General features: G+C 56.1%; 19 protein-coding genes. 4 read left to right on the forward strand and 15 right to left on the reverse strand.

All coding sequences use genetic code 11. From position 1 onward, the window contains the following. Nucleotides 1–124 precede the first annotated feature (124 nt). From FDK21_RS10400 to FDK21_RS10420, 5 genes are all read right to left on the reverse strand, one after another. Nucleotides 125–3532 (reverse strand): efflux RND transporter permease subunit, encoded by a 3408-nt coding sequence (locus tag FDK21_RS10400; RefSeq protein ID WP_138148454.1) that lies wholly within the window; start codon nt 3530–3532, stop codon nt 125–127. Then, on the reverse strand, nt 3529–5013 hold the full coding sequence (locus tag FDK21_RS10405; protein WP_138148455.1) for an efflux RND transporter periplasmic adaptor subunit: 1485 nt from the start codon (nt 5011–5013) through the stop codon (nt 3529–3531). The genes FDK21_RS10400 and FDK21_RS10405 overlap by 4 nt, the downstream gene beginning before the upstream one ends. Nucleotides 5014–5552: 539 nt before the next feature. Next, nucleotides 5553–6560: an Hsp33 family molecular chaperone gene (locus tag FDK21_RS10410; RefSeq protein ID WP_138148456.1), complete on the reverse strand. Its 1008-nt coding sequence runs from the start codon at nt 6558–6560 to the stop codon at nt 5553–5555. A 224-nt stretch (nt 6561–6784) separates the two neighbouring features. Beyond that, the gene (gene argF / locus FDK21_RS10415; RefSeq protein ID WP_138148457.1) at nt 6785–7717 is read right to left on the reverse strand and encodes an ornithine carbamoyltransferase; all 933 of its coding nucleotides are present in this window, start codon (nt 7715–7717) and stop codon (nt 6785–6787) included. A gap of 15 nt (nt 7718–7732) precedes the next feature. Then, on the reverse strand, nt 7733–8929 hold the full coding sequence (locus FDK21_RS10420) for an aspartate aminotransferase family protein (protein WP_138148458.1): 1197 nt from the start codon (nt 8927–8929) through the stop codon (nt 7733–7735). 881 nt (nt 8930–9810) lie between these two features. Here FDK21_RS10420 and FDK21_RS10425 point away from each other — a divergent pair. From FDK21_RS10425 to FDK21_RS10440, 4 genes are all read left to right on the forward strand, one after another. After that, complete coding sequence (locus FDK21_RS10425; RefSeq protein ID WP_114007662.1) at nt 9811–10329, forward strand: GcrA family cell cycle regulator; 519 nt, start codon at nt 9811–9813, stop codon at nt 10327–10329. Between the two features lie 171 nt (nt 10330–10500). Beyond that, a complete protein-coding gene (locus tag FDK21_RS10430; RefSeq protein ID WP_171022027.1) occupies nt 10501–11073 on the forward strand; it encodes a L,D-transpeptidase family protein in 573 nt (190 codons plus the stop codon). A gap of 237 nt (nt 11074–11310) precedes the next feature. Then, complete coding sequence (locus FDK21_RS10435) at nt 11311–11763, forward strand: Hsp20 family protein (protein ID WP_114007664.1); 453 nt, start codon at nt 11311–11313, stop codon at nt 11761–11763. A 78-nt stretch (nt 11764–11841) separates the two neighbouring features. Next, nucleotides 11842–12105, forward strand: coding sequence for a DUF1150 family protein (locus FDK21_RS10440; protein WP_157967497.1), 264 nt, complete (start codon nt 11842–11844; stop codon nt 12103–12105). A gap of 83 nt (nt 12106–12188) precedes the next feature. Here the strand turns inward: FDK21_RS10440 and chrA are convergent, their stop codons facing one another. The 10 genes from chrA to FDK21_RS10490 all read right to left on the reverse strand — a co-directional run bounded on the left by chrA (nt 12189) and on the right by FDK21_RS10490 (nt 22691). Further along, entirely contained in the window at nt 12189–13529 is a 1341-nt protein-coding gene (gene chrA, locus FDK21_RS10445; protein ID WP_138148460.1) for a chromate efflux transporter, read from the reverse strand. A 167-nt stretch (nt 13530–13696) separates the two neighbouring features. Continuing rightward, nucleotides 13697–14161 carry a PTS IIA-like nitrogen regulatory protein PtsN gene (ptsN, locus tag FDK21_RS10450; RefSeq protein WP_138148461.1) on the reverse strand — a complete coding sequence of 155 codons (465 nt, stop codon included), beginning with the start codon at nt 14159–14161 and terminating at the stop codon, nt 13697–13699. Nucleotides 14162–14316: 155 nt separating this feature from the next. Beyond that, the gene (raiA, locus tag FDK21_RS10455) at nt 14317–14889 is read right to left on the reverse strand and encodes a ribosome-associated translation inhibitor RaiA (protein WP_114007668.1); all 573 of its coding nucleotides are present in this window, start codon (nt 14887–14889) and stop codon (nt 14317–14319) included. Nucleotides 14890–15413: 524 nt separating this feature from the next. Continuing rightward, nucleotides 15414–17027 (reverse strand): RNA polymerase factor sigma-54, encoded by a 1614-nt coding sequence (gene rpoN / locus FDK21_RS10460; RefSeq protein WP_138148462.1) that lies wholly within the window; start codon nt 17025–17027, stop codon nt 15414–15416. A gap of 366 nt (nt 17028–17393) precedes the next feature. Beyond that, complete coding sequence (gene lptB / locus FDK21_RS10465) at nt 17394–18128, reverse strand: LPS export ABC transporter ATP-binding protein (protein WP_246657555.1); 735 nt, start codon at nt 18126–18128, stop codon at nt 17394–17396. A 273-nt stretch (nt 18129–18401) separates the two neighbouring features. After that, a complete protein-coding gene (locus FDK21_RS10470; RefSeq protein ID WP_138148464.1) occupies nt 18402–19031 on the reverse strand; it encodes an LptA/OstA family protein in 630 nt (209 codons plus the stop codon). Between the two features lie 2 nt (nt 19032–19033). Then, complete coding sequence (gene lptC / locus FDK21_RS10475; RefSeq protein ID WP_138148465.1) at nt 19034–19930, reverse strand: LPS export ABC transporter periplasmic protein LptC; 897 nt, start codon at nt 19928–19930, stop codon at nt 19034–19036. Nucleotides 19931–20190: 260 nt separating this feature from the next. Beyond that, on the reverse strand, nt 20191–20811 hold the full coding sequence (locus tag FDK21_RS10480; RefSeq protein ID WP_138148466.1) for a ribonuclease D: 621 nt from the start codon (nt 20809–20811) through the stop codon (nt 20191–20193). Between the two features lie 196 nt (nt 20812–21007). Further along, on the reverse strand, nt 21008–21361 hold the full coding sequence (locus FDK21_RS10485; protein ID WP_138148467.1) for a hypothetical protein: 354 nt from the start codon (nt 21359–21361) through the stop codon (nt 21008–21010). Nucleotides 21362–21497: 136 nt separating this feature from the next. Next, complete coding sequence (locus tag FDK21_RS10490; RefSeq protein WP_171022028.1) at nt 21498–22691, reverse strand: cellulase family glycosylhydrolase; 1194 nt, start codon at nt 22689–22691, stop codon at nt 21498–21500. Between the last annotated feature and the right edge of the window lie 5 nt (nt 22692–22696).

Consider the following 22696-nt stretch of genomic DNA (forward strand, 5'->3'; position numbering starts at 1 on the left):
GGCGCGACAAGTCCTGCCTGTATTTTCCAATTGACCCCAACCAAAAACGGCCCTTCTGTATCAACGAGAAGGGCCGTTTGTTGTGTGATGCGCCTGCGTGAGCGGGCTGTGGTTTGTTTGAGGTCTATTCCGCAGGCTGTGTGCCACCGGAGGACCGTTTGGACGATCCATGCAACAGCAGGGAAACAAACCTGCGGATGTCTCCGCCAACGCCGAACAGGCTGGGCACGAGGAACAGCACAAACAGGGTTGCGACCGCAAGACCGAAGACAATGGTGATTGCCATTGGTTTGAGGAACTGCGCCTGAAGGGATGCCTCGAACAACAGCGGTGTCAGACCACACACTGTGGTCAGGGAGGTCAACAGCACAGCGCGCAAACGGTCGCAGCTGGCCCCGATGGCGGCTTTGCGCAAGGACTCCCCATGGGCAAGACGCTCATCCAGCCGGCTGACCAGAATGATCGAGTCATTGACCAGAATGCCCGCCAGACCCAACAGGCCAATCAGCGACATGATGGTCAACTGGAAGCCCAGCAGGTAATGGCCGAGCACGGCACCAACCACACCAAATGGAATGATCATCATGATGGCGAAAGGCCTTGTGTAGGAGGCAAAAACCCATGAGAGCACGATAAAGATGGTTATCAACGCGATGACCACACCGAGTTTCAAGTCAGCAAAGGCATTCATCCGCTCTTCGTTGCGTCCGGAAAAGTGGTAGTCCACCCCATATTTTGCTGCCACTTCGGGAACCAGACTCTGACCGAGATCGGCCACCAGCTCGGTGACTGTCACCACGGCGGAATCCACATCACCAGTGACAGCCAGCGTCGTTTTGCCATCCTCGCGCAGGATGGAGGAGAAGCCCTGACGGTCCCGCAAGGAGACCACTTCAGTCAATGGCACGAACTTTCCACCCGGACTTTTCAGCCAGATGGACCGCAGATTGTCTTCGTCCGTGCGCTTTATCTGCTGGATACGGACATCAACCTCTTCATCCATGATCGAGAGTTTGCGGGCCACACGGCCATCAACCAGATCGCGCACCTGTTCACCGACCGTTTGGGGGGTGAAGCCAAGGGAACGCCCCCGCGCAGTCAGCTCTAGCACCAACTCGGGCTTGCCGTAGGGCATGTTGTCGTCCAGTTCACTGACACCGGGATAGCTCGACAGGCGCTCCTGCAGCTCCAGCGACGCCAGTTTGAGCTGTTCTGGACGTGCTCCGGTGAGGCGAATATCGAGGTCAGCCCCCGGAGGCCCGCCGCGACGGCCCCGGATGGATGCACGTTTGAGACCCGACAAGTTGGGCAAGTTGCGACGCAAGGCATTCTGGAATAAAGGTGTACGCACGGTGCGTATCTCGGAACTGGTCAAGCGCACCTGCAGAGAGGCCACATTGTCAGCGGTCGCATATCCCGACTTGCCAAGGGTGACGAAGGTACCCGTGACGAGCGTCTCGTCGCCACCGACCTGCTTTTCGGTCTGATAGACAATCTTCTCCACTTCATCTGCGATTTCGCGCGCCCGTTCTTCCAGAATACCGACATTGTAGACCAGCGAGATGGTGATGCTTTCCGCTTCAGCCGAAGGGAAGAAGACAAAGCCGACACGTCCGCCCTTGACCACGCCGACAACAACGATCATGGCCGCCACACAGAGGGCCAGCGTGGTGTAACGCCAATTGTAGGACAGGGTCACCAGCTTACGGAAGGGACCGTCGCGAAAAGCAGCAAACCCATTGTCGAACGCGGCGCGGAAGGCACTGTCCTTCGGGCGACCGGCATTGGTGCGGATGTCGACTTTGCGTGCCCTTTTCACCAGCACAAACTCGATCAGGCAGGCAAAGACAAAAGCAAGCCCGACCAGCGAGAGGAGTGGCATCAATCCCGCTCCGGGCAGATTGGCATGAACCCAGTGCCAGCTGGACTCGGTGACACCACCAAATTTGGCGACCAGCTCTTCGGACATGCCATAGAACAGCACCAGCAAGGAGACGGTGACCAAGCCGATCACGATCACCCGCTGGACGTTCCAGCCGCGATGATGGCTTGGGGTCATGGAATGGGCAAGGTGACCGGGCAAAATGAAGAAACATTCAATCAGGCTGGCGACCAGAACTGAAATCACCACGATGGGCAGCACACCCATGATCTGACCGATCGTGTCGCCAATCAGCAGAATGGGTGAAAAGGCAGCCACTGTCGTCAGCGATGCTGCGGTGACCGGCATCAGCATGCGAATGCCCGCCCCTTCGGCGGCCACGGGTCCGGGCATGCCGGACTGGAAACGGGTGGTGGCTTCTTCACCAACGACAATTGCGTCATCGACAATGATGCCGAGCATCATGATGAAGGCAAACAGTGACATCATGTTGATGGTTTGGCCCAAGGCCAGCATGACGATACAGGCTGCCAGCATGGCAATCGGGATGCCCGCCCCCACCCAGAGAGCGGTCCGGATATTAAGGAACAGGGCAAGGATCAGCATCACCAGCACCAAGCCCGAAGCAGCATTTTTCACCAGAAGAAGGATGCGATCGACAAGGGCTTCGGAGCGGGAATCATACTGGATGACCTGCAAGGTCGGCGGGAAGGTGCCTCTGACCTCAGAAAGATACTCATTGACGATGGCGGAGGCCTTGAGCGAATCCGAACTGGCGGCCCTGCGTACGGTCACCTGAATGGCAGGCTGCTCCTTCATCCGCCCCTTGACGGCGTCCGGGTCCAGTCGACGCTGGATCGGGGCGATGTCCTCCAATGCCACCGTTGAACCATCGGCTTCGGACTTGATCTCGATCTGCGACAGGCTTTCGGGATTTTCCTCCACTGCCAACGTACGGACCTGCTTTTCGATGCCATCCTGCACCTTGCCGGATGGTTGGTCGCGGCTGTTCCTTGAAACCTGATCGGCCACATCCTTGACCGTCAGACCCAGTCGACGCAGGTCATAGTCGGACAGACCGACATAGAATTCCTCGTCCCGCATCCCGGTGAACTGCACCGTATCGATGCCCCGGTCAATCAGATCATCCCGGATGGACTTGGCAAATTCTCGCAAGGCGCTTTCGGCAAAGGGGCCGGTGATAATCAGGCGTGCGACATCATCGCGGAACTGTCGGAAGGAAACCTCCGGCTCGTCCGCCTGATCGGGCAAGGTGGTCACCGTGTCGAGATTGGCCTCGATATCGCGCAAGGCCATTTGCATGTTGGTGCCTGGCTTGAATTCGAGCGTAATCGAACCAGACCCTTCACGCGCATAGCTGTCGACATTCTTGACGCCATCGACAAAGCGGATCTTCGGTTCGACAACCTCCAAAATCCCGGCTTCGACATCTTCGGCACTGGCGCCTGTCCATGTCACGGACACACGGATGGTGTCTGTCGCAATGGAGGGAAAGAACTGGCTGTTCATGCGTGCAAGGGAAAATAGCCCCCCGATTAACAAAAGAGCCATCAACAGATTGGCGGCATTGGGATGATGGACAAAGAAGGAAACCGCCCCGCCCCGGCGAGCCTTGTCAAATCGGCTCATTCCTTTGCTCCCTGCTTGGTCTGTTTGTCTGTGCCTTCAGCTGCGGGCCTGCCGCGCTTGTCGGCTTTGGTTGCGGATCCGGGGCGCACCTCTTCGCTGCCGGGCAGCAAGACTTTGAGGCCCGGTCCTGCCTCTGCAACACGGGTCGAGACGATCTGATCTTCAGATGTGAAACCTGAACCATCGATCAACACATCGTCGCCGAGATAGGCAAGAATGGAGACCTCACGCGGCTGCATTCGGCCATCCTCCACCACATAGATCAGATTGCCCTGATAGATGGCAGCCTGCGGCACGGTGATGGCATTTTGATAAAGCTTGTCAGGCACCTGCAGCTCGACAAAGGTGCCCGAACGCAAGGCCGAACCTTTGGTCAGGCGGGCATAGACCTCGATCCCGCCATTGGCTGCGTTGACTTCCGGGGTGATCCGTTCGATCACCGCGTCGTGGCTCTGCACCCTATCGCCAAGCTTCCAGAGTACCTTGATGTCGCGGCCTTTCAGCGCAATCCCGTCCGAAAGCAAGCGACCATATTGGGCGTCCGAGAGAGTGAAACGCACATCCATCTGGTCAGGATCATAGAGTGAAACAAGGGTATCGTTGCCGGATACGGAGCGACCGAGATCGACATTCTTGCTCTGAACAAGTCCAGTGAAGGGGGCTTTCAGGCTGGTGTCGGCCAGATTGCGGCGCGCCTGCTTCAACCGCCAGTCAAGGCGTTCGATATTGGCATTCTGCTGTTCGACCCGGGCCCGCAGGACCGCCAGATTGTTGACCCGTGCATTGACCGACTGTTCCCGCTGAGACAGGGTCAGTTTTCGGTTTTCAAGGGCTTGTTTGGTCAGGCTACCGCTTTCCACCAGGGTCTGGGCGCGCTGCAGATCATTGGCGGCAAAGTCGCGCTGCTCAATCAGGAAGGCAAGTGCGGCCTCATCACTGGCAAGCGTCGCCTTCGTTTCGGCGAGCTTGGCCTTGGCCTCCATCAGATTGGCTTCGGCTTCGGTAACGCCGCCCTCATAATCGAAGGGATCGATGCGGACCAAAGCGTCGCCCTCCTTGACCAGCTGCCCTTCGGCCAGCGCTGGATTAACCCAAATGACCTCGCCATTGACCAAAGTCCGCAGTTCAACCTTGCGGCTGGCAGACACAGTGCCATACAGCCGGATCTTGGGGCGGTAATCGCGGACCAAAGCAGGCCTTGCCTGAACCGCATAGGCCTTTTCACGCGGCGCCCGTTTGTGAACCTCGGGTTTGGTGACAACCAATTGCCAGGAGAGGAAGCCAGCCCCGGCAATCACGAGAAGTGGCAAGAAGAGCTTGGAAAAGACATTGACAACGCGCATTGCACCGCTCTGCCGATCAGTCCGGGAGGCAGAGGACTCGGTTTGGCTCTGATCAGGCAAGTCGGTCACGTCAGCACCGAGAGCGGCTTTGCCTCGGCTGGGTGCGGTCTTGTTGGTTTCGTCCGTGTGATAATTCATGATGTCGGGTCAATCGCTCTTGCCAAAAGATCAGGCTTGGTTCGGCCTGTTCAGGTTGGCGTCGTGGTCGTCTTGGAACTGCTCCGGGCACCCGGTCAGTCTTGATATACCCAATGGGCAAAAAGAACTTTGTGGTTGTTGCATATAGCTATGAATGAACCCCTTCTTTTCCAGGCCAATGAGGCTAAAAGGGCATCCGTCCAACCAATTTTCCGTCTCGTCTCTTGCGAGACATCCTATCAATCTTCCAACAAAGCGCCGAAATCTGCCTATTTCAAGGCGCTTAACACATATGCTTCGCAAATGCAGACCGGGCTTGTTCCCTTGCTGCTTGTCAAAGGTATCTCAAGCAACCCACCCTCTGGCAAACATTTCTTTGCATCAAAGTGTAACAGCTTTTTTCTCAGCTTATGGAATTGATACAATTCGGGAGTGCAAGCAGATCACCTTCAAGGGCAATGTTTGGCAACAAAAAAGGCCGCCGGGATCACCGACGGCCGAAAGCAAGCAGGTATGGTCTGAACTGCCTTGGATGGCCTCTACTGATCGCGCCCTGTTACCTGATCTCGCGCAAAGGCATATTTGGACGAGCAGAATTCGCAGGTGATCTCGATCTTACCATTCTCGATCATGCCATCGAGCTCTTCGGCAGTGAAATTGTTGAGCATCGTCTCGATCCGCTCATGGCTGCAGCTGCAACGATCCTCGATTGGCATGGCATCAAAGACCCGTGGACCATTTTCGTGAAACAGACGATAGAGCAGGGTCTCGGCGGACACCGCCGGATCGGTCAGTTCGTGGTCGTCAATGGTCGCGACCAGCGCTTCGCATTCGCGCCATGCATCCACTTCGTCGACATGCAGGGTTTTTTGCTGCTCTGGATCGGGATGATCACCGGGATGCAGATCACGATGCGGGATCTCACCACTGGATGATGGCAGATACTGCACCAGCAGCCCGCCGGCAATCCATTCGGATTTCGGCTCGCCGCCTTCCTGCCGGGTCATCATCTGGGTCGCTGCCAGCCGCACACGCGTCGGCAATTGCTCGGACTGCATGAAGTAGCTGTGGGCGGCTTCCTCTAGGCTTTTGCCGTCAAGCACCACGACCCCCTGATAGCGGTTCATATATTGTCCCTGATCGATGGTCATTACCAGATGCCCTTCGCCAAGCAGCTGTTCGGGGCGTGTTTCGCCCCGCTCGATCAGGTGCGCCACGGCTTCTTCGTCAAAGCGGACATAGGCCCGCACAGCATCGGGGGCATCGAAATCGACCACCAGCATGTTGACCGCGCCCTTGGTCTGGACCTGCAGGATCAGTTTGCCCTCAAACTTGAGGGACGATCCCAGCAGGGCCGTCAGGGCAATGGCTTCCGCCAACAGACGGTTGACGGCATCGGGATATTGATGGCGGGTGATGATGTTGGTGACGCTGTCGTTCAAATGCACCATCCGGCCACGGACATCCAGTCCGTCGACCTGAAAGGGCAGAACGCGGTCCATTTGCTGAGCAGTTTTGGCCATCTGCGTGGCAGTCTGTTCGGTCATTGGCTTCCCTCTTGTGGCACCAGATCTCGGCTACGGCTTGTTGCCATCAACCGCACTCCGGCCCGCTGGATGCATTGAAGAGGCGGGTTTGTCCCCGACAATGCGCACTCCTTATGCATCGCTAATGGCAAATGGCAAAAGGGTGGATGTGTTTCCATCCACCCTTTTCAAGAATAACACATCAGCGTCAAGTCACGGCTTTGCTACACGCGACTTTGTCGGCCTCAGTCACCAATTGCCTTGTTGAAACACCAAGCCATGATGCCTTTTTGCGCATGCAGGCGGTTTTCCGCCTCGTCAAACACCACCGACTGCGGACCATCGATGACCTCATCGGTCACCTCTTCGCCGCGATGGGCAGGCAGGCAATGCATGAAAAGCGCATCATCCTTGGCAAGGCCCATCAATGTGGTATTGACCTGATAGGGTTTCAAGAGATTGTGCCGATGCTCGGCATCCTCATCGCCCATCGACAGCCATGTGTCGGTGATGATCAGGTCGGAGCCGTCTGCCGCGTCCCCTGCGGTATCGCACAATTCAATCCGGACGCCGCGCTCGCGCAAGCGGTCGATGACCGTGGTTTCGGTCATCAGCTCATCGGGAATTGCCACGCGAATGGTGAAGTCAAAATGCTCGGCAGCATGCATCCAGGAGACCAGCACATTGTTATAGTCACCGACCCAAGTGACCGTCTTGCCCTCGATGGAGCCGCGATGCTCCTCATAGGTCATGATGTCGGCCATGATCTGGCAGGGATGGGAATAGTAAGTCAGACCATTGATCACCGGCACATCGGCATTCTTGGCCAGCTCTTCCACTGCCTGATGATCGAGCATACGGATCATGATGCCATCGACAAAGCGAGACAGAACGCGCGCGGTGTCAGGGATGCTCTCACCACGACCGAGCTGCATTTCCGCACCGGTCAGCATCAGGCTGTCGCCGCCCAGCTCGCGCACACCGACATCAAAGGAAACGCGCGTCCGGGTGGATGGCTTGTCAAACACCAGCGCAATAACCTTTTCATCGAGGATGTCGGTCCGGCGCTTGGTTTTGCGGTCGGCCTTGATTTTGTGTGCGGTGGCCAGAATGGTCTTCAGATCATCGGCCTTCTGGCATTCGAGATCAACAAAGTGGCGAATAGGATCGTTCGACATAATCGCAATCCTCCCTTACTTACCGTTATGCGCCCCATGCGCGGCACAGGTCTGCAACGCATTTTCAAGGGCTTTGACTGCAAATTCGATTTCGTCCTGACTGACCGTCAGGGGTGGCATGATACGCAGGACATTGTCCCCGGCAGGGACGGCCAGCAATCCTTCGGCCCGGCAGGCTGCAAGCAGCTCGACGGGGGGCATGGTGAGTTTCAACCCCAGATGCAGACCGCGACCACGCACTTCGACAACCTGCTCAGGAAAGCTGTCTTTGAGCGCAGCAAGCTTTTGCTTGAGCAGCAAACCAGCCTGACGCACATGATCAAGGAAGCCGTCTTCAAGCACCACATCAAGCACCGCGTTGCCGACGGCCATAGCGAGGGGATTGCCACCATAGGTTGAGCCATGTGTGCCCGGGATCATGGCTTCCGCCGCCGCCTCGGTGGCCAGACAGGCACCAAGCGGAAAGCCGCCACCGATGCCCTTGGCAATGGCCATCAGGTCTGGCACCGCACCGGATTCTTCATAGGCAAACAAATGGCCGGTCCGTCCGACTCCGGTTTGAACCTCGTCATAAATCAACAGGATGCCATTTTCGTCGCACAATTTGCGCAGGGCTCTGAGGAAGCCCGGATCGATTTCACGGATGCCACCCTCGCCCTGAATGGGTTCGATCAACACGGCAGCCGTCTCGTCATCAATCGCCGCCTTGACCAGATCGATGTCCGGGGCGGCAAGACTGACAAAGCCAGCCGCTTTCGGGCCAAAGCCTTCGAGATATTTCTCCTGCCCGCCAGCAGCGATCATGGCCAATGTCCGACCATGAAACGCGCCCTCGAAGGTCAGGATCGCGGTTTTCTCCGGATGGCCCTTGGCAAAGTAATAGCGGCGCGCGGTTTTCACCGCGCATTCCAGCGCCTCCGTGCCAGAGTTGGTGAAAAACACCTTGTCGGCAAAGCTTGCGGCGCAGAGCCGGTCACCCAGCTTCTGCTGACCGGGAATGTCATAGAGATTGGAGACATGCCACAGATTTTCTGCCTGATCCTTGAGGGCAGCAACCAGATGCGGGTGGGCATGACCAAGACTGTTCACGGCGATCCCGGCCGCAAAGTCGAGGAATCGTCGGTTATCTTGCGTTGTCAGCCAGGCGCCCTCTCCCTTGACGAATTTGAGATCCGCACGTGCATAAGTGGCAAACAGCGAAGATTGGGTCATTGTCTTTATCCTCGTCCCAAGGCCTTGGTCTCCATTGCGCTTCCTGTCGGGATGATCGGCCCATTATCTTTAAAGGCGCGCCCGATCATCACATCGCTTGCAGGGGATGAAGGCAATGACGCAAATGCGATATCCCCACATCCTCACAGCCGGAAGGCTTTCAACAAAAAAAGCTGCCCAACCGGCAGCCAAGAAAGCACCACTTGTGCAGTATGGCTAATGCTTTGTCAATTCCGCGTTTTGAGGATATTTTCGATATTTTCTGCTTTTGATCAGGTAATCCACAAAATTATCTGCGCCAAAATCCAGATTACTAGCCCATCAGTTCAAAACCCGTCACTGAGCCACCAATCAGGGCGCATTGGATGCCATTGAACTCGACTGCTCAATATGCACTAAATGCACGTCATGGCCTTTTGGACACGTTTTCATGATCAGGGCGTTGTGATTTATTCCGGCGCGCACAGAGCCAGGAGCATCTGTTCCCTGCTGATCAATGAGGATGTGAAACAATGGGTCTGACCCTATGTGACTCAAAGGGAAGCGAGAGCTGCTCTTTTGGTTATCACATGCCTTTTCAAGCCTTACAAACAGCTTATCCACAGGGTATGAACAGTTATTGGGGAATAAACGCAAAATTAATTTGTTCCTCCATTTTTGGACACGGTTTGATTCGAAATTCTGGGGAAAAGGATTAATTCAAACCGGCCACCTGTTGTAACGCTGAGTAACCATATAGTAGTTTACCATTTATTAACGACTATATATCGTGCGGCAAAACCAAAAATCTCATCAGAAGGCAAAAACCTTTGGTTGCAACATGCAACCGGGGTGCGGCGGTACTTTTTGCCTTTTGACCAGTCTAGACGGAGGCTAAATTTATGTCTTGGACTGACGAACGTGTAGAACTATTGAAGAAGCTCTGGGCCGATGGCCTGAGTGCCAGTCAGGTAGCAGCGGAACTTGGCGGAGTGACGCGCAATGCCGTGATTGGTAAAGTTCATCGTCTTGGCCTGTCCGGCCGGGCAAAAACAACCACCACTGCGCCTCGCGCGCGCCGGAGCCGACCTCAATCGTCTCGTCCGGCCCGCCCGTCAAGCGGACCTGCGCCAACGGTTGGCGCAACGGCCTTGAAGGCCGATGCGAAACCGCAGGCAACTCCGCAGCCAAAAGCCGAGCAGAAACCAGCAGTCGATGCTGTGGTCGTGCCGATTTCCAAGCGCGCCACGATCCTGACCCTGACCGAGAATACCTGCAAATGGCCAATTGGCGATCCGGGCGACAATGACTTCCATTTCTGCGGATGCAAATCCGAACAAGACTCGCCCTACTGCAAGTATCATTCTGAAATTGCCTATCAGCCGAATGCTGACCGGAGACGCGCCAAAAAGGCCAGCTGATCTCCTTCACCGTTGCTCGATATAGACCATGAAAACCGCTCCGATCCTTCATCGGGGCGGTTTTTTGTGCCTTTTTCAAATGAGCGAGTTGATCCTTCCCCCAATTCTTCCCATCAATGGCCACACTCTATCGGTATGCTCCGGACGACCGCAGTTCAAACGGATCTGTTCATGCCTTCCCGTTACTCAAAGCGCACCCTCTGGCGCACCGCCGCCGGCCTCTTCCTGGCCCTTCTGGTCGGCGCCGCTCTCACCAGTCTGGCAGGCGTCTGGCTCGCGGGACCTTCCGCTGTCGCGGCCCCTGCCCTTGTGGCAACTGGCCTAAGAGCCGATGCCCTGATCGTGCGCAAGGGTGACCGCACGATGACACTGATGCGCGCAGGCAAGCAAGTTGCCCAATATAGTATCCGGCTGGGCTTTTCTCCCAAAGGCGACAAAATGCAAGAAGGAGATGGGCGCACACCGGAAGGTGTCTATCGCATCAACCGCCGCAACCCACGCTCCCGGTTTCATCTCTCGCTCGGACTTGACTATCCCAAAGCAGACCAGCGCGCCAAAGCCCGTCTTGCGGGACGCAATCCGGGAGGAGACATCTTCATTCACGGTCAGCCAAATGCCCTGCGCCCCTTTGGACTGACCCTGCCGCATAATTGGACCGATGGGTGCATTGCTGTCTCGAACAGGGACATGGAGGACCTCTATGCCCGTGTCCCTGTCGGCGCGAGGGTAACAATCCTGCCCTAAAGCCGTTTTTTAACTGCGCGAGCAGAAAGCCCGACCCGGTAAGGGTCTCCTTTTAGAAGCCGCTTGAAGAACGCTCAGACTCGCCCCATATTGGAAGAGAACCCGGATGCTCAGCAGAGGTCTGGAAAACAGGGTGTGGTTTTGCCTGCCCTTTATCTTTCAACGACCCTATGACGGTGACACTGGACGTAGCACCGAACGTAGGGACAGCGCGTCGCTTAACAAGAAGGACCGCCAATGTCTCGCATGTCTGCTTTTTCCAGCCCTTTTCTGCTTGGCTTTGATGAAGTCGAGCGCGTTCTTGACCGGGTGGCCAAGGGCGCCAATGAAGGCTATCCCCCTTACAATATCGAACGTCTGGATCCCACTGAGTGCAAGTTGCTTGAAGGCAATGGAGGCAGCGGCGACGTGCTGCGCATCACCCTTGCTGTGGCAGGCTTCACCCGCGACCAGCTTGATGTGACCCTGGAAGAGAGCCAGCTGGTCATTCGCGGTCGCCAGATTGATGATCAGACCCGCCAATATCTGCATCGTGGTATCGCCGCCCGCCAGTTCCAGCGCTCCTTCGTGCTGGCCGAGGGCATAGAAATTCTTGGAGCCGAACTGAAAGACGGGCTATTGTCCATCGATCTCGCCCGGCCCGAACCAGAGAAAGTTGTCCGTAAAATCGCAATTGACGTCAAAGAATAAGGCCCTTCCCTCAGGTCCGGCGGTCTGTTCAACCTCCCATGAATGCCGCACCGCTCGACCCAACATGTGAGCAACGCCATGTATGAAGACGAAATGTTCGAAAGCGAAGAGATGGAAGACGGTTTGGAATCCATCATGCTCGAGCGCCGGATGGCTTATGTGCGTCAGGTGACAATGGATGATGTGATGGAAATGTTTCCCGAGGCACCGGAACTCCCGGTCAGTCAGGAATTGTGGGCTCTGCTGGATGTGCAGGGGCAGCCGATCGCCTTGGCCGGCTCGGAATCCGCCGTCAAGCTGAGTGCCATGCGCCATGACATCGAGACCGTCAGCGTTCACTAACGCCAAATGGCTACATAGCAATCACACCAATGCAAGACCGGTCAGGCTTCCCTGATCGGTTTTTTGTTGTCTGATTGCCAACCCTACACAAGGGCAGGTATCAGACCGATACCAATACCAAGCGCGCTGGTCACACCAAGGCAGGCAAGGACCGACCATTGCCGCCAGTGCAACAAATAACCAGCAGCCAAAGCCAAGCCGAAGACAGCAGGGTTGAAACTGTCCCACTCGGGCAGATGCAACAGGATCGGCCCAAATGCCTGCTGTTGTACCGTGCCAAACAGCACATGCAGGGCAAACCAGACCGAGAGATTGAGGATGACGCCGACGACCGCTGCGGTGATCGCCCGCAAGGCTTCGCGCAGGCGCGGGCGGTGGCTGATCCATTCGATATAGGGAGCCCCGGCAAAGACCCAGAGGAAGCAAGGGGCGAAGGTCGCCCAGAGGGTCACCATTGCTCCGACCAGTCCAAGCCAGAGATTGACGCCTCCGTCGGCCCGAGCGGCGGCCAGAAAACCAACAAATTCAGTCACCAGAATAAGCGGACCGGGTGTGGTTTCCGCCAGTCCCAAGCCATCCATCATTTCGCTGGCAGACAGCCAGCCATGGGAATTGACGGCGTCCTGGGCCATATAGGCCAGCACCGCATAGGCTCCACCGAAGGTAACGGTTGCCAGTTTGGCAAAGAAGAGACCGATATTGCCGAGCATGGCGGGTTCCACCAGCCAGCCGATCAGGCCAAGAGGCACCAGCCAGAGCGTGAGCCAAACAAGGATGGTGGCGAGGGTTTGCCTGAAGGGCACAGCCTTGACCGCCTCACCCTCGTTGCCTGCAGCCCCTGCAGGCATGCGACCGGCGTGCCAGACGCCATAAGCGGCCGCAAGCGCGATGATCAACGGAAAAGGCCATTGCAGAAAGAAGATGCCGACAAAGGCCAGACCGGCAATCAGCCAATGGGCTGTTCCGTCGAGCGCTTTTCTTGCCACTCGCAACAAAGCTTCAACAACGATAATCAGGACAGCGGCCTTGATGCCCATGAACAGGGAGGCAGCCAAAGGGGTTTGCCCCGCCAGTGCGTAAAAGGCTGCCAGTGCCAGAATGACAAGCGCACCGGGAATAACAAAGGCCAGACCGGCCATCAGCCCGCCGAGAGATCCATGCAGCCGCCAGCCTGAATAGGTTGCCAGTTGCATCGCTTCCGGCCCGGGCAGCATCATGCAGAAAGACAGGGCATTGAGGAACTGCCGCTCGCTCAACCAGCCCTTTTCGTCGACGATCATCCGATGCATCAGCGCAATCTGGGCAGCCGGACCACCAAAGGAAAGAAGCCCGATATGCCACCAGACATGATTGGCCTCAGCCAGCGTTGGAGACGGGTTTGTCGTCGGTGCAGTTGCCGACGGATCCTGCTGCTTGTTGGACACGCTTTTCCTTCCTCAACGGGCCGCTTGTCAGGCGGCTGCCATTCCTGTCAGCAGATATGACCCTGCCAAGACTGCCTTTGTGGCCTGTTCGTTTGACAGGTCGATAACAAGGGGAGGAGAAAATAGGCTCGTCGGGAGCGCTTCAGCCCGGATGCTCAGAAGCGCATTCAGGCAGCGTTGGATTCCTGAACGACACTCAAAACAGCGCGGATCTCATCGCCTTCGGTTGCGGCGCGCAGTTTTTCCAGAGTGCCTTCACTGCGCAACACGCGGGCAATGCGGGCAAGGGCCTTGAGATGGTCGGCTCCAGCCCCTTCGGGGGCGAGCAGCAGAAAGACGATATCGACCGGCTTGTCATCCATCGCGTCGAAATTGACCGGCTTGTCCAACAGAGCGAAAATGCCGTGGATGCGATCCAGATCCGGCAACTTGCCGTGCGGAATCGCCACACCTTGACCGACACCCGTCGAGCCGAGGCGTTCGCGTTGCAGCAATTTCTCGAAAATTTGACGCTGAGACAAACCCGTCAATTGGGCGGCTCGCTCTGACAGCTCCTGAATTACCTGTTTCTTGCTGCTGGCCTTGAGCAACGGAATGATGGATTCAGGGGCGAGAAGATCGTTCAGTTCCATGAAACTCTCATCTGTCAAGCATTCCACCCCCGCATCATCTCTACGCTGGCAGAATGCTTCTGTTTCTTGAGCGACCAACCACACTGCCCCCGACATGACTGTTCGGAGGCAGGTTGATCTCGAGCCAACACCATCGGTGTCGGCATTATCAGGCTTTATTTGGTGAGGGAAGGATTGACCCAACCAACATGGCCGTCCTTGCGTTTATAAACCACGTTAATAGCATCATCTCCCGCATTTCGGAAGACCATGACCGGGGCTTCGGTCATGTCGAGCGCCATCACGGCATCGCCAACGGTCATCGTCCGGATGGGCGACGTGGATTCAGCAATGACCACCGGGGTGAAGTCTTCAGGGACCTCATCCTGCGTATCAGGATTCTGGATCACGCCATATGCCACTTCAATCGCCTCAGGCGATCCGGCACGTTCCGTCCGATGGCTTTTCAGGCGACGTTTGTAGCGCCGCAAGCGCTTGTCGATGTGCTCGTTTGCATTCTCGAAACTTCGCTGCGGGTCAGCGTCTGAACCGCTTGCTTGCATGACCATCCCGGTATCGAGATGGATGACCAGATCACTCTTGAATCCGATCCCCTCTTTCTCCAAGGTCATATGACCTTTATAGCCACCATCGAAATATTTTTGGACGGTTTCGGCAACGCGATCTTCGGCATAACTGCGCAGTGAATCACCAACATCTACTTGTTTGCCTGATACTCGAAGCGTCATGGAACCCCCTATTTTTCTTGGGTCAATGGGATGACCAACCTGTCTTCATCCCTTTATCAACGCGCGCCGTATAATCCTGCTATCGGTTAGGATGCGGCCATCCGCGTCAGTACATGGTTGAGTGTCGGGTCGGCCAAAGCATGGCACATGGTCCCGGTACAGTCACATGCAACCGGGCAGCGCACACATATGCGCTGGGCCGATGAATGTCAATGTATGGGAAAATCTGTCATGCATAGCTTCAGTCTGCCAAATAAATGCGGCATTGACCAGAAGACATGACAAACAGGGGACAGAAAGCGCATGGCATGCGCATTTATCCACTAACTTTCATGAATTGAAATGAATGAAATGTAGAAACTACCAAAGTATTAAGAAAATTTCACAATCACGCATAGTTCCTGTTTTCAACTGCAGGATTTCAAGTCTTGACAGACCGCTTTTTTGCTTGTTCAAAACCGGGCAATTCTGCCGATTCAATCACCGCCTTCGTGACAAAAAGCAGCTACCAAAGCGAGAATCAATCAGCCTTGAGCGGCTTTTTTCTCGCGCCGCCGCTGAACGGACGACGGAATATGCATCGCTTCGCGATATTTGGCGACCGTCCGCCGAGCAATATCGATGCCGCTGTCCCGCAACAAGGTCACAAGCGCATCGTCGGATAGAATCTTGCTAACGCTCTCGCCGTCGATCGCTTGACGAATGCGGTGCTTGACTGCCTCAGCCGAGTGACTGTCGCCGCCCGAGGTGGCCGCGATGGCCGAGGTGAAGAAATATTTCATCTCGAAGGTGCCGCGGTTGGTGGCGATGAATTTGTTCGAGGTCACACGACTGACCGTGCTTTCATGCATCTGGATGGCATCTGCGATGGTGCGCAGATTGAGGGGTCGAAGATGGGTCACACCATGGGTGAAGAAGGCATCCTGCTGCTTGACGATTTCGGTCGCGACCTTGAGGATCGTCTGGGCACGCTGATCAAGGCTCTTGACCAACCAATTGGCGCTTTGCAGGCAATCGACCAGAAATTCCTTTTCCTTCTTGCCCGATGCGGTCTGGTTGATCTCCGCATAGTAGGTCCGGTTGACCAGCACCCTTGGCAGGGTGTCGCTGTTCAATTCCAACCGCCAGCTGCCGTCACTTGCCTGCTTGACAAAGACATCAGGGATGATTGGCTGGACCGTCAGATGGCCAAAGCCACCACCGGGCCGGGGATTGAGTGCCCGGATCTCGGCCACCATCTCGGTCAGATCATCCTCGTCAACCGCGCAAAGCTTGCGTAGGGCAGCGAAGTCCCGCTTGGCCAGAAGTTCCAGATTGTCCAGCAGTGCAGCCATCGCCGGGTCGAACCTGTTCTGTTCCTTCAGTTGCAAAGCCAGACATTCAGACAGGGTGCGTGCAAAGACACCGGCCGGCTCGAAGGTCTGCAACACAGCCAGAACCGCCTCAACTTCCTCATCATCCACACCAAGCCGATTGGCAACCAGGGTCATGTCCGATTGCAAATATCCGAAATCATCGAGTTCATTGATCAGGAATTGTCCGATGATCCGCTGTTTCGGGTCAGCAATCGCGGTCGACAACTGCTGTTCAAGATGATCACTGAGGGAAAGCTCGCCAGCCAGCACGGCTTCCAGATCATAGTCGGGGTTTGCCCCCCCATTGCGCATGGGGGTCGACATCCACGGATCATTCAACTGAGGGCCGCTTTGCTCGGCAGAGCCGTGATCATCCGGAAAGACATTGTCGAGGCGGGCATCGAGGTCATTGGAAATGGCTTCCATATGCTCGGGTCGCTCGTCGCCAAACTGCTCGGACAGGTCGGGACCACTGCTTTCCCCGCCAAAGTTTTCGCCATCAGAGGCTTCGCCTGAAGCCTCCGTGTTGCTGCGTTCCGCATTGGCAGGAGCATCCCCGTCAAAACGATCGCTGTCAGAGGTATCACCCGACTCGGAGCTGGACGTCTCGTTGGCATATTCACCACCCGTCGCCTCCAGCAAGGGATTGCTTTCAAGCTCCTGCTGGACATAGGAAACCAGATCGAGATTGGACATCTGCAACAGCTGAATGGCCTGCATCAGCTGCGGCGTCATCACCAGCGATTGGCTTTGGCGAATATCCAGTCTGGGTGTCAGAGCCATTCTTGATCCCGTTCCGCGTGAATTGGTACGACTTTTGCTTGTTCTTTATATCAGCCCTTTTGCCATTTGCACAATTTCTAAAACTGCCTCCCGGCATAAAGGGGCATCGGGTTGGTCTTAACGTGTGCCTGGCACAAGACCAAAATCATAAATATCTATTTATTTTCTAGAGCTTACGATAAAATTTGACCGTCAACCATAAAACGCGCATTTCCGTGTGTGGCTCTGAATTGTCGTTGAAAACTGACCTCGGCAGCTCGAATGCGGTATTATGTTTGCACAAAATACAAGCAGTTGGAGCCGCGTCCTGGACCCATTGGGAGAGGTGCTGACGCACAGAATGGAGCGTTATCCAGGCTCAAAAGATCACATCGAGAAGCCTTCGCCCAAATAGAGGCGACGGACATCCGGGTTCTGAATGATCTCTGTCGGTGTGCCATTGGTCAGTACGTTGCCAGAATGAATGATATAGGCACGATCGATCAAGGACAGGGTTTCGCGGACATTGTGATCGGTGATCAAAACACCGATGCCGCGGGCCGTCAGATGGCGGACCAATTGCTGAATATCGCCAACCGCGATGGGATCAACGCCGGCGAAGGGTTCGTCAAGCAACATGAAGGATGGACGAGAGGCCAGAGCACGGGCAATTTCCAGCCGACGACGCTCACCACCGGACAAGGCAATCGCCATGGATTTGCGCAAATGGGTGATGGAGAATTCTTCCAACAGCTCATCGAGCTGTTCACGACGCTTCTTGCGATTGCGTTCAACCAGCTGCAGCACGGCCATGATATTGTCTTCGACATTCAAACCACGGAAAATCGAGGCTTCCTGAGGCAAATAGCCGATGCCAAGCTTGGCGCGACGATACATCGGCATGCGCGTGATGTCGAAACCGTCGAGGGAAATATACCCCTTGTCCGGGCGAACCAGGCCGGTGATCATGTAGAAAACCGTCGTCTTGCCTGCCCCGTTGGGGCCCAGAAGACCAACCGCTTCCCCCCTTTTGACAGCCAGTGAGGCCGATGTGACCACCGTGCGGCGCTTGTAGCTCTTGCCAATGTCATGAACAACCAGCCAGCCGGGGCCATCCTGCATCAGGGGGTCAAACTCCTGATCAGCCTCAGCATCCCTATCAAGTTGGTTCTGGCCGTTGGTCTCTTGCATCGATTGCGCGGGTCTTCTTGATCATGGCGACAGGGTCGTCATGCCAGTTTCAACATGTCACTGTCAGTTTGGGGTCGAAACTGGTTACAAGCACCGGCTTCGGGTTCGGTGTTCGGGGCTTTCGGGCTCCGAACAGATTGTCATTGCTCTTAAATCCTAAGCGACGCATTGTCGAGGAGTTTCAGGCTGGATCCTTGTGTTTCTCTATTTTCGATTGGGTATGAACAGGCCCTGAACCCGCCCCTTGCCTTTTCCATTGGCATTGCCGGTTTTGGCAGCGGACAGCATCTGGGCAGCCCCACTTTTCATGTTCACCGTCAGCTTCGAGCCTCGCAGCACATTCTTGCCCTGCGTCAGGACCACATTGCCGCTCAATGTAATGACCTCGCGGACCATGTCGACATAGGCGCGATCGCCCTTGGCATTCTGATCCTTTTGTGAAATGCGGACACCGCCATCGGCCTCAAGCCGGGTGATGGACTGCGCAGTTCCCACTCCCCCCCCGGAATAATGGACCGTCAGGCGTGCGGAATTGACAATGGTGTCCCCTTGTTTGGCGCGGACACTGCCTTTGAAGACGGCGATCTTCTCCTTGTCGAAGATATCGAGTTGATCGGCTTCGATTTCAATCGGCGCATCGGGATTGGTCCTCAGACCTGATGTGACTTGCGCCATGCCTTGCGCGGATACCCCACCTGTCAGCAATGCAAGCATCAGCAACATGGTAAGGGTGAGCGTAGCGAGTTGCATTTTGGCAGAGGTCGTTTCCGCCTTTGCCGTGACCTGCGCACGAGCCGCTGGACGGGGGCGATGATGCATACTGAAAGAATCCATGACTAATTGCTCCCTTGTTGCGGTGCTGCACTGCTTTCACCATTGATCAATGCGGTGTCGATGCGCAGTCGAACATTGCCCGTAAAACGGATCAGATCTCCGCTATCAATCGCCTCGAGTGTGTCGGCTTGCAGCAAAATGTCCTTTGAGGCAATGCGAACCGGCTCGGTGGTGCGCAGATAATTGTCCTTCATCTTCACTTCCACCGCTTCTGTTTTCAGGCCATAGCCCTGAGAAGATTTCACATCGACCGCGCCGCTCAGCTCCAAAAACTCGTCCTTCTGATTGAAGCGGCCTGCATTGGACGTGAAGGTGACCCAATCGGCGTTGGGCATGGTGATCCGGGCAGACAGATCTTCAAGATTGACCACGTCAGGCTCGGAGAGCTTCTGAATGGCCTTCACCGCCTTCACCTCATAGGCCCGGTCATCGGAAAAGCCGTTGAGGTTCGGGTTTTGCATGATGATCTCATCCTGCTTGAAGGCCTCTTCGTTGCTTACAACCTCTTCAGGCAGCGGAACAGTTTTTTGATTGACGGCCCATGTGGTGAAGCTTCCGATGATGCCAAGCGCGATGAGTGGCAACAGCCATTTCAGCCATGTCACCCGGCGGGTGTGGCGCTGGGCGGATCGAAACGCCTTGTGCTGCTCATCCTCTGTGATGATGCGCATGTTGGAGAAGGTGGAGGCGCCATCCTTTGTCGGTTGGATTGATGTCGGATGTAGCGGTTCTGGCCCCAGATCTGCCGAGATATGATCGGCTTCGATGAGATCCGATTCAACTCGTTCTGCCTGTTCGTGTTGAACGCCCCCCTGACGAACAGCCTCGCGACGCGCCGGATCCGGAATGGCTGGGCCACGGCGCGTTTGAGGAAACGGGTCGTCCTTCGGGTCGGTCATGAATGGTCTCTCTGCTCTTCAGCTGTCTGAGGGGCGCACCAGATTTTGTTGGCAGTTCGGGCGACCGTCACACGACGGGCACCTCCCATACAGGGGATCATGTCTGGCATATGGCGTATATAGCAGGGAAATCAAGGCGCAAATATGCTGTCTTCTGCCCCTGTCAGCCTGTTGCCGGGCCTTCCGGAAGGGACTGTCGCCCGACAGGTTGAGGGGGGGGGATGACGCCCCCTCCCCGTGATCCCGTTGGGACCATTCAATCAGGAATGGGCGAAAATGTCATTCTCGTCCCAACCGGCCAGATCGAGCTTGGCGCGGGTTGGCAGAAAATCGAAACAGGCCTGTGCCATGTCCTTGCGATCCTCACGGGACAGGCGGGCCCGGAAAATACCCATCAAACCATGCAGATACAGCACATCAGATGCCGCATATTTCTTCTGGGCATCGGTCAACATGTCCGCGCCCCAATCAGAGCTTTGCTGCTGTTTGGAGATATCCACTTCGAGAAACTCCCGACAGACATCCTTCAGACCATGGCGATCGGTGTAGGTGCGGGTCAGTTTGGAGGCGATCTTGGTGCAGAAGACCGGGTCCGGCATCACCCCGAAGGTGTGATAGAGCACGGCCAGATCAAAGCGGGCAAAGTGGAAGATTTTGGTGACTTTTTCATTGGCCAGCAAGGTGCAGAGATTGGGCGCTTCGGTCTGTCCCTTGGCGATCTGGACCAGATCGGCAGATCCGTCTCCGGGGGACAGTTGGACAACGCACAGGCGATCCCGATGCGGATCGAGCCCCATTGTTTCGGTGTCAATCGCCACCGCATTGACCTGATCATAATGGTTGAGGTTGGGGAGATCGCCTTGATGCAGCCGTATGGTCATCTATTTGCAATACCTTGGATAATGAAACGGGGTAAGACCGCGTTGCATGATTGTCGAATGGGCGATGAGCCCGGATGGCCCATCGATGGTGAAACAAAGCTTAAAAGGTTCGTTAACGACTCTCAAGACTTGATCGGCGGTAGCGCACATGATCACCACCCTTTCGGTCAAGCCTTATAATGATCGGTAGGCTGGCTCAATATTGCACCTTGCAGATGTAACGCTCGAAAACCCAGCCGGATGGATAGGCGTCATGGGGAGCAAAGAGATAGGGCAGCACCTGCACCTCGCGCCAGCCGGCAGTGCCGCTTGGCTCGAAACTGCGCAATGGCGTTTCCGGTCCAAGGCGCATGATTTCAACGCAATGGGTTGCACCACAGCTGCGCAGAGAGAGATAATTGTCACCGTTGGGATCAAGACGGCAGGTGACATAATCCTCACCGTCATAAGCAACGGCCACAGGGGCAGAAACGGTGATACCTGTCGCCAAGGCAATATCCACGGCGAGGATGATCGCCAGTTTGGTCAGTTGTGATTTGATAGAAGCCATCAACGCCTTCCTTCCAAGTCTCATGCCAAGAATGTACCGGGATCCCCTGATCCTAGCATTGCGCAGTCCCCTGCATGAAGCGCAACTGCGACAGCGCTACCATTGGGCGCAGGAAAAGCGGTCTTGATGCCCACAGCTAAGGCTTTGCGCTGGTGCTCGGCGCTGTCAGGGCCTCAAGCACATAAGGATCCGGCAGAGTTGTCTCTGGATTGACCATGGCAAATCCGTCAGAAAAATCCCAATGGGCCCAGCCCAGACAATGGCTTTCAGCCGCCGTGCGCACGGCGCGCAGCCAATCAGTACGGGCAAAGCGGTCGACATCGAAGTCGAGAACCCCAAATTCGTTGATGATCACGGCAACCCTATGCTGACGCGCCCAAGAGGCGGTGGCCGACAGCTCGTCCCTGATGCGCACGGCATCCCATGGGGTTCCATAGGCATTGCGGATCTCCTCGACCGCATCCGTTTCTCCCGCCGCAGAGAACAGCCTGATCTGTTCCTGCACCGCTGGATGATCGATACTGCCCGGGAAAGGCAGTTGCTTGAGACGGGACATAAAGGATCCCTCATCCCACGTCATGGCCTGATGGGTGAAGAGGAAGGGATCATAAAAATGGATCGCATAGATGATGGTGTCGCCTTTGAGCGGGGGGGACTCCACCAACGGTTCGTGGCGCTGGAAGACAGCCGGGCCGACCACGAGCCGACGGCCCTTGTCCACGTCATTCAACCAGCTGATCAGCTTTTGGGCCTGCGGCCACCAGACATTCTGGGGCGGGGTCGGCTCGTTGAGCAGCTCGAAATAGACCTGTTCACGCGGCCAGTCGCGCCCGCGTTCAACAACATGCTGCCAGGCTTCCTGCAATTGTCCGAAGGCCCGTTTGGGGGCCATGCTGTGCAGCTTTTGAAAGCGGCCTGCTGGGTGCATGTCGACCGAGACCGCAAAGCCCAGCCCGACAAGGCGGGTGACGGTTTCATCAAGTTGATCAAGATAGGCCCGCCGGTGATCGGCGTCATGATAGGCCGATATCAAATTTTCGCCATCGACCGGTAGACGGATATGCTGCAGGCCCTGCTGTTTGAGGGCGGATAGCAAGGCATCATCGGGCTTGAAACCACTATAAAGTGGATCCCAATTGGGCAGATTGAAACCACGCGCCAGCAAAGCCCGATCATTGCCCCGCCTGAATGGATGATCCTGCGGGCAGTGGGCATAGGGATCCGAAGGGTTGGTGCCTTCGTCTGCGTGAAGAATTGCAGCGGGCTGCCCCACCGAGATGGCCAACGCCAAAAAAACGGATTGCAGCCCGAGGGACAGAAAAGAACGCATGACTT

This window comes from Cohaesibacter sp. CAU 1516 (assembly GCF_005771485.1).
Lineage (GTDB): Bacteria > Pseudomonadota > Alphaproteobacteria > Rhizobiales > Cohaesibacteraceae > Cohaesibacter > Cohaesibacter intestini.

What these genes read in the sequence shown, in the direction of transcription:
- FDK21_RS10470 (WP_138148464.1), bottom strand. Translation starts at nt 19,031, where the DNA reads ATGGATTCTTTCAGTATGCATCATCGCCCCCGTCCAGCGGCTCGTGCG.
- lptB (WP_246657555.1), bottom strand. Translation starts at nt 18,128, where the DNA reads ATGCAGGATGGCCCCGGCTGGCTGGTTGTTCATGACATTGGCAAGAGC.
- ptsN (WP_138148461.1), bottom strand. Translation starts at nt 14,161, where the DNA reads ATGGAACTGAACGATCTTCTCGCCCCTGAATCCATCATTCCGTTGCTC.
- FDK21_RS10420 (WP_138148458.1), bottom strand. Translation starts at nt 8,929, where the DNA reads ATGACCCAATCTTCGCTGTTTGCCACTTATGCACGTGCGGATCTCAAA.
- FDK21_RS10405 (WP_138148455.1), bottom strand. Translation starts at nt 5,013, where the DNA reads ATGAATTATCACACGGACGAAACCAACAAGACCGCACCCAGCCGAGGC.
- FDK21_RS10400 (WP_138148454.1), bottom strand. Translation starts at nt 3,532, where the DNA reads ATGAGCCGATTTGACAAGGCTCGCCGGGGCGGGGCGGTTTCCTTCTTT.
- raiA (WP_114007668.1), bottom strand. Translation starts at nt 14,889, where the DNA reads ATGACGCTTCGAGTATCAGGCAAACAAGTAGATGTTGGTGATTCACTG.
- rpoN (WP_138148462.1), bottom strand. Translation starts at nt 17,027, where the DNA reads ATGGCTCTGACACCCAGACTGGATATTCGCCAAAGCCAATCGCTGGTG.
- FDK21_RS10480 (WP_138148466.1), bottom strand. Translation starts at nt 20,811, where the DNA reads ATGACCATACGGCTGCATCAAGGCGATCTCCCCAACCTCAACCATTAT.
- FDK21_RS10440 (WP_157967497.1), top strand. Translation starts at nt 11,842, where the DNA reads ATGTATGAAGACGAAATGTTCGAAAGCGAAGAGATGGAAGACGGTTTG.
- FDK21_RS10410 (WP_138148456.1), bottom strand. Translation starts at nt 6,560, where the DNA reads ATGACCGAACAGACTGCCACGCAGATGGCCAAAACTGCTCAGCAAATG.
- argF (WP_138148457.1), bottom strand. Translation starts at nt 7,717, where the DNA reads ATGTCGAACGATCCTATTCGCCACTTTGTTGATCTCGAATGCCAGAAG.
- FDK21_RS10430 (WP_171022027.1), top strand. Translation starts at nt 10,501, where the DNA reads ATGCCTTCCCGTTACTCAAAGCGCACCCTCTGGCGCACCGCCGCCGGC.
- FDK21_RS10490 (WP_171022028.1), bottom strand. Translation starts at nt 22,691, where the DNA reads ATGCGTTCTTTTCTGTCCCTCGGGCTGCAATCCGTTTTTTTGGCGTTG.
- lptC (WP_138148465.1), bottom strand. Translation starts at nt 19,930, where the DNA reads ATGACCGACCCGAAGGACGACCCGTTTCCTCAAACGCGCCGTGGCCCA.
- FDK21_RS10435 (WP_114007664.1), top strand. Translation starts at nt 11,311, where the DNA reads ATGTCTCGCATGTCTGCTTTTTCCAGCCCTTTTCTGCTTGGCTTTGAT.
- FDK21_RS10485 (WP_138148467.1), bottom strand. Translation starts at nt 21,361, where the DNA reads ATGGCTTCTATCAAATCACAACTGACCAAACTGGCGATCATCCTCGCC.
- FDK21_RS10425 (WP_114007662.1), top strand. Translation starts at nt 9,811, where the DNA reads ATGTCTTGGACTGACGAACGTGTAGAACTATTGAAGAAGCTCTGGGCC.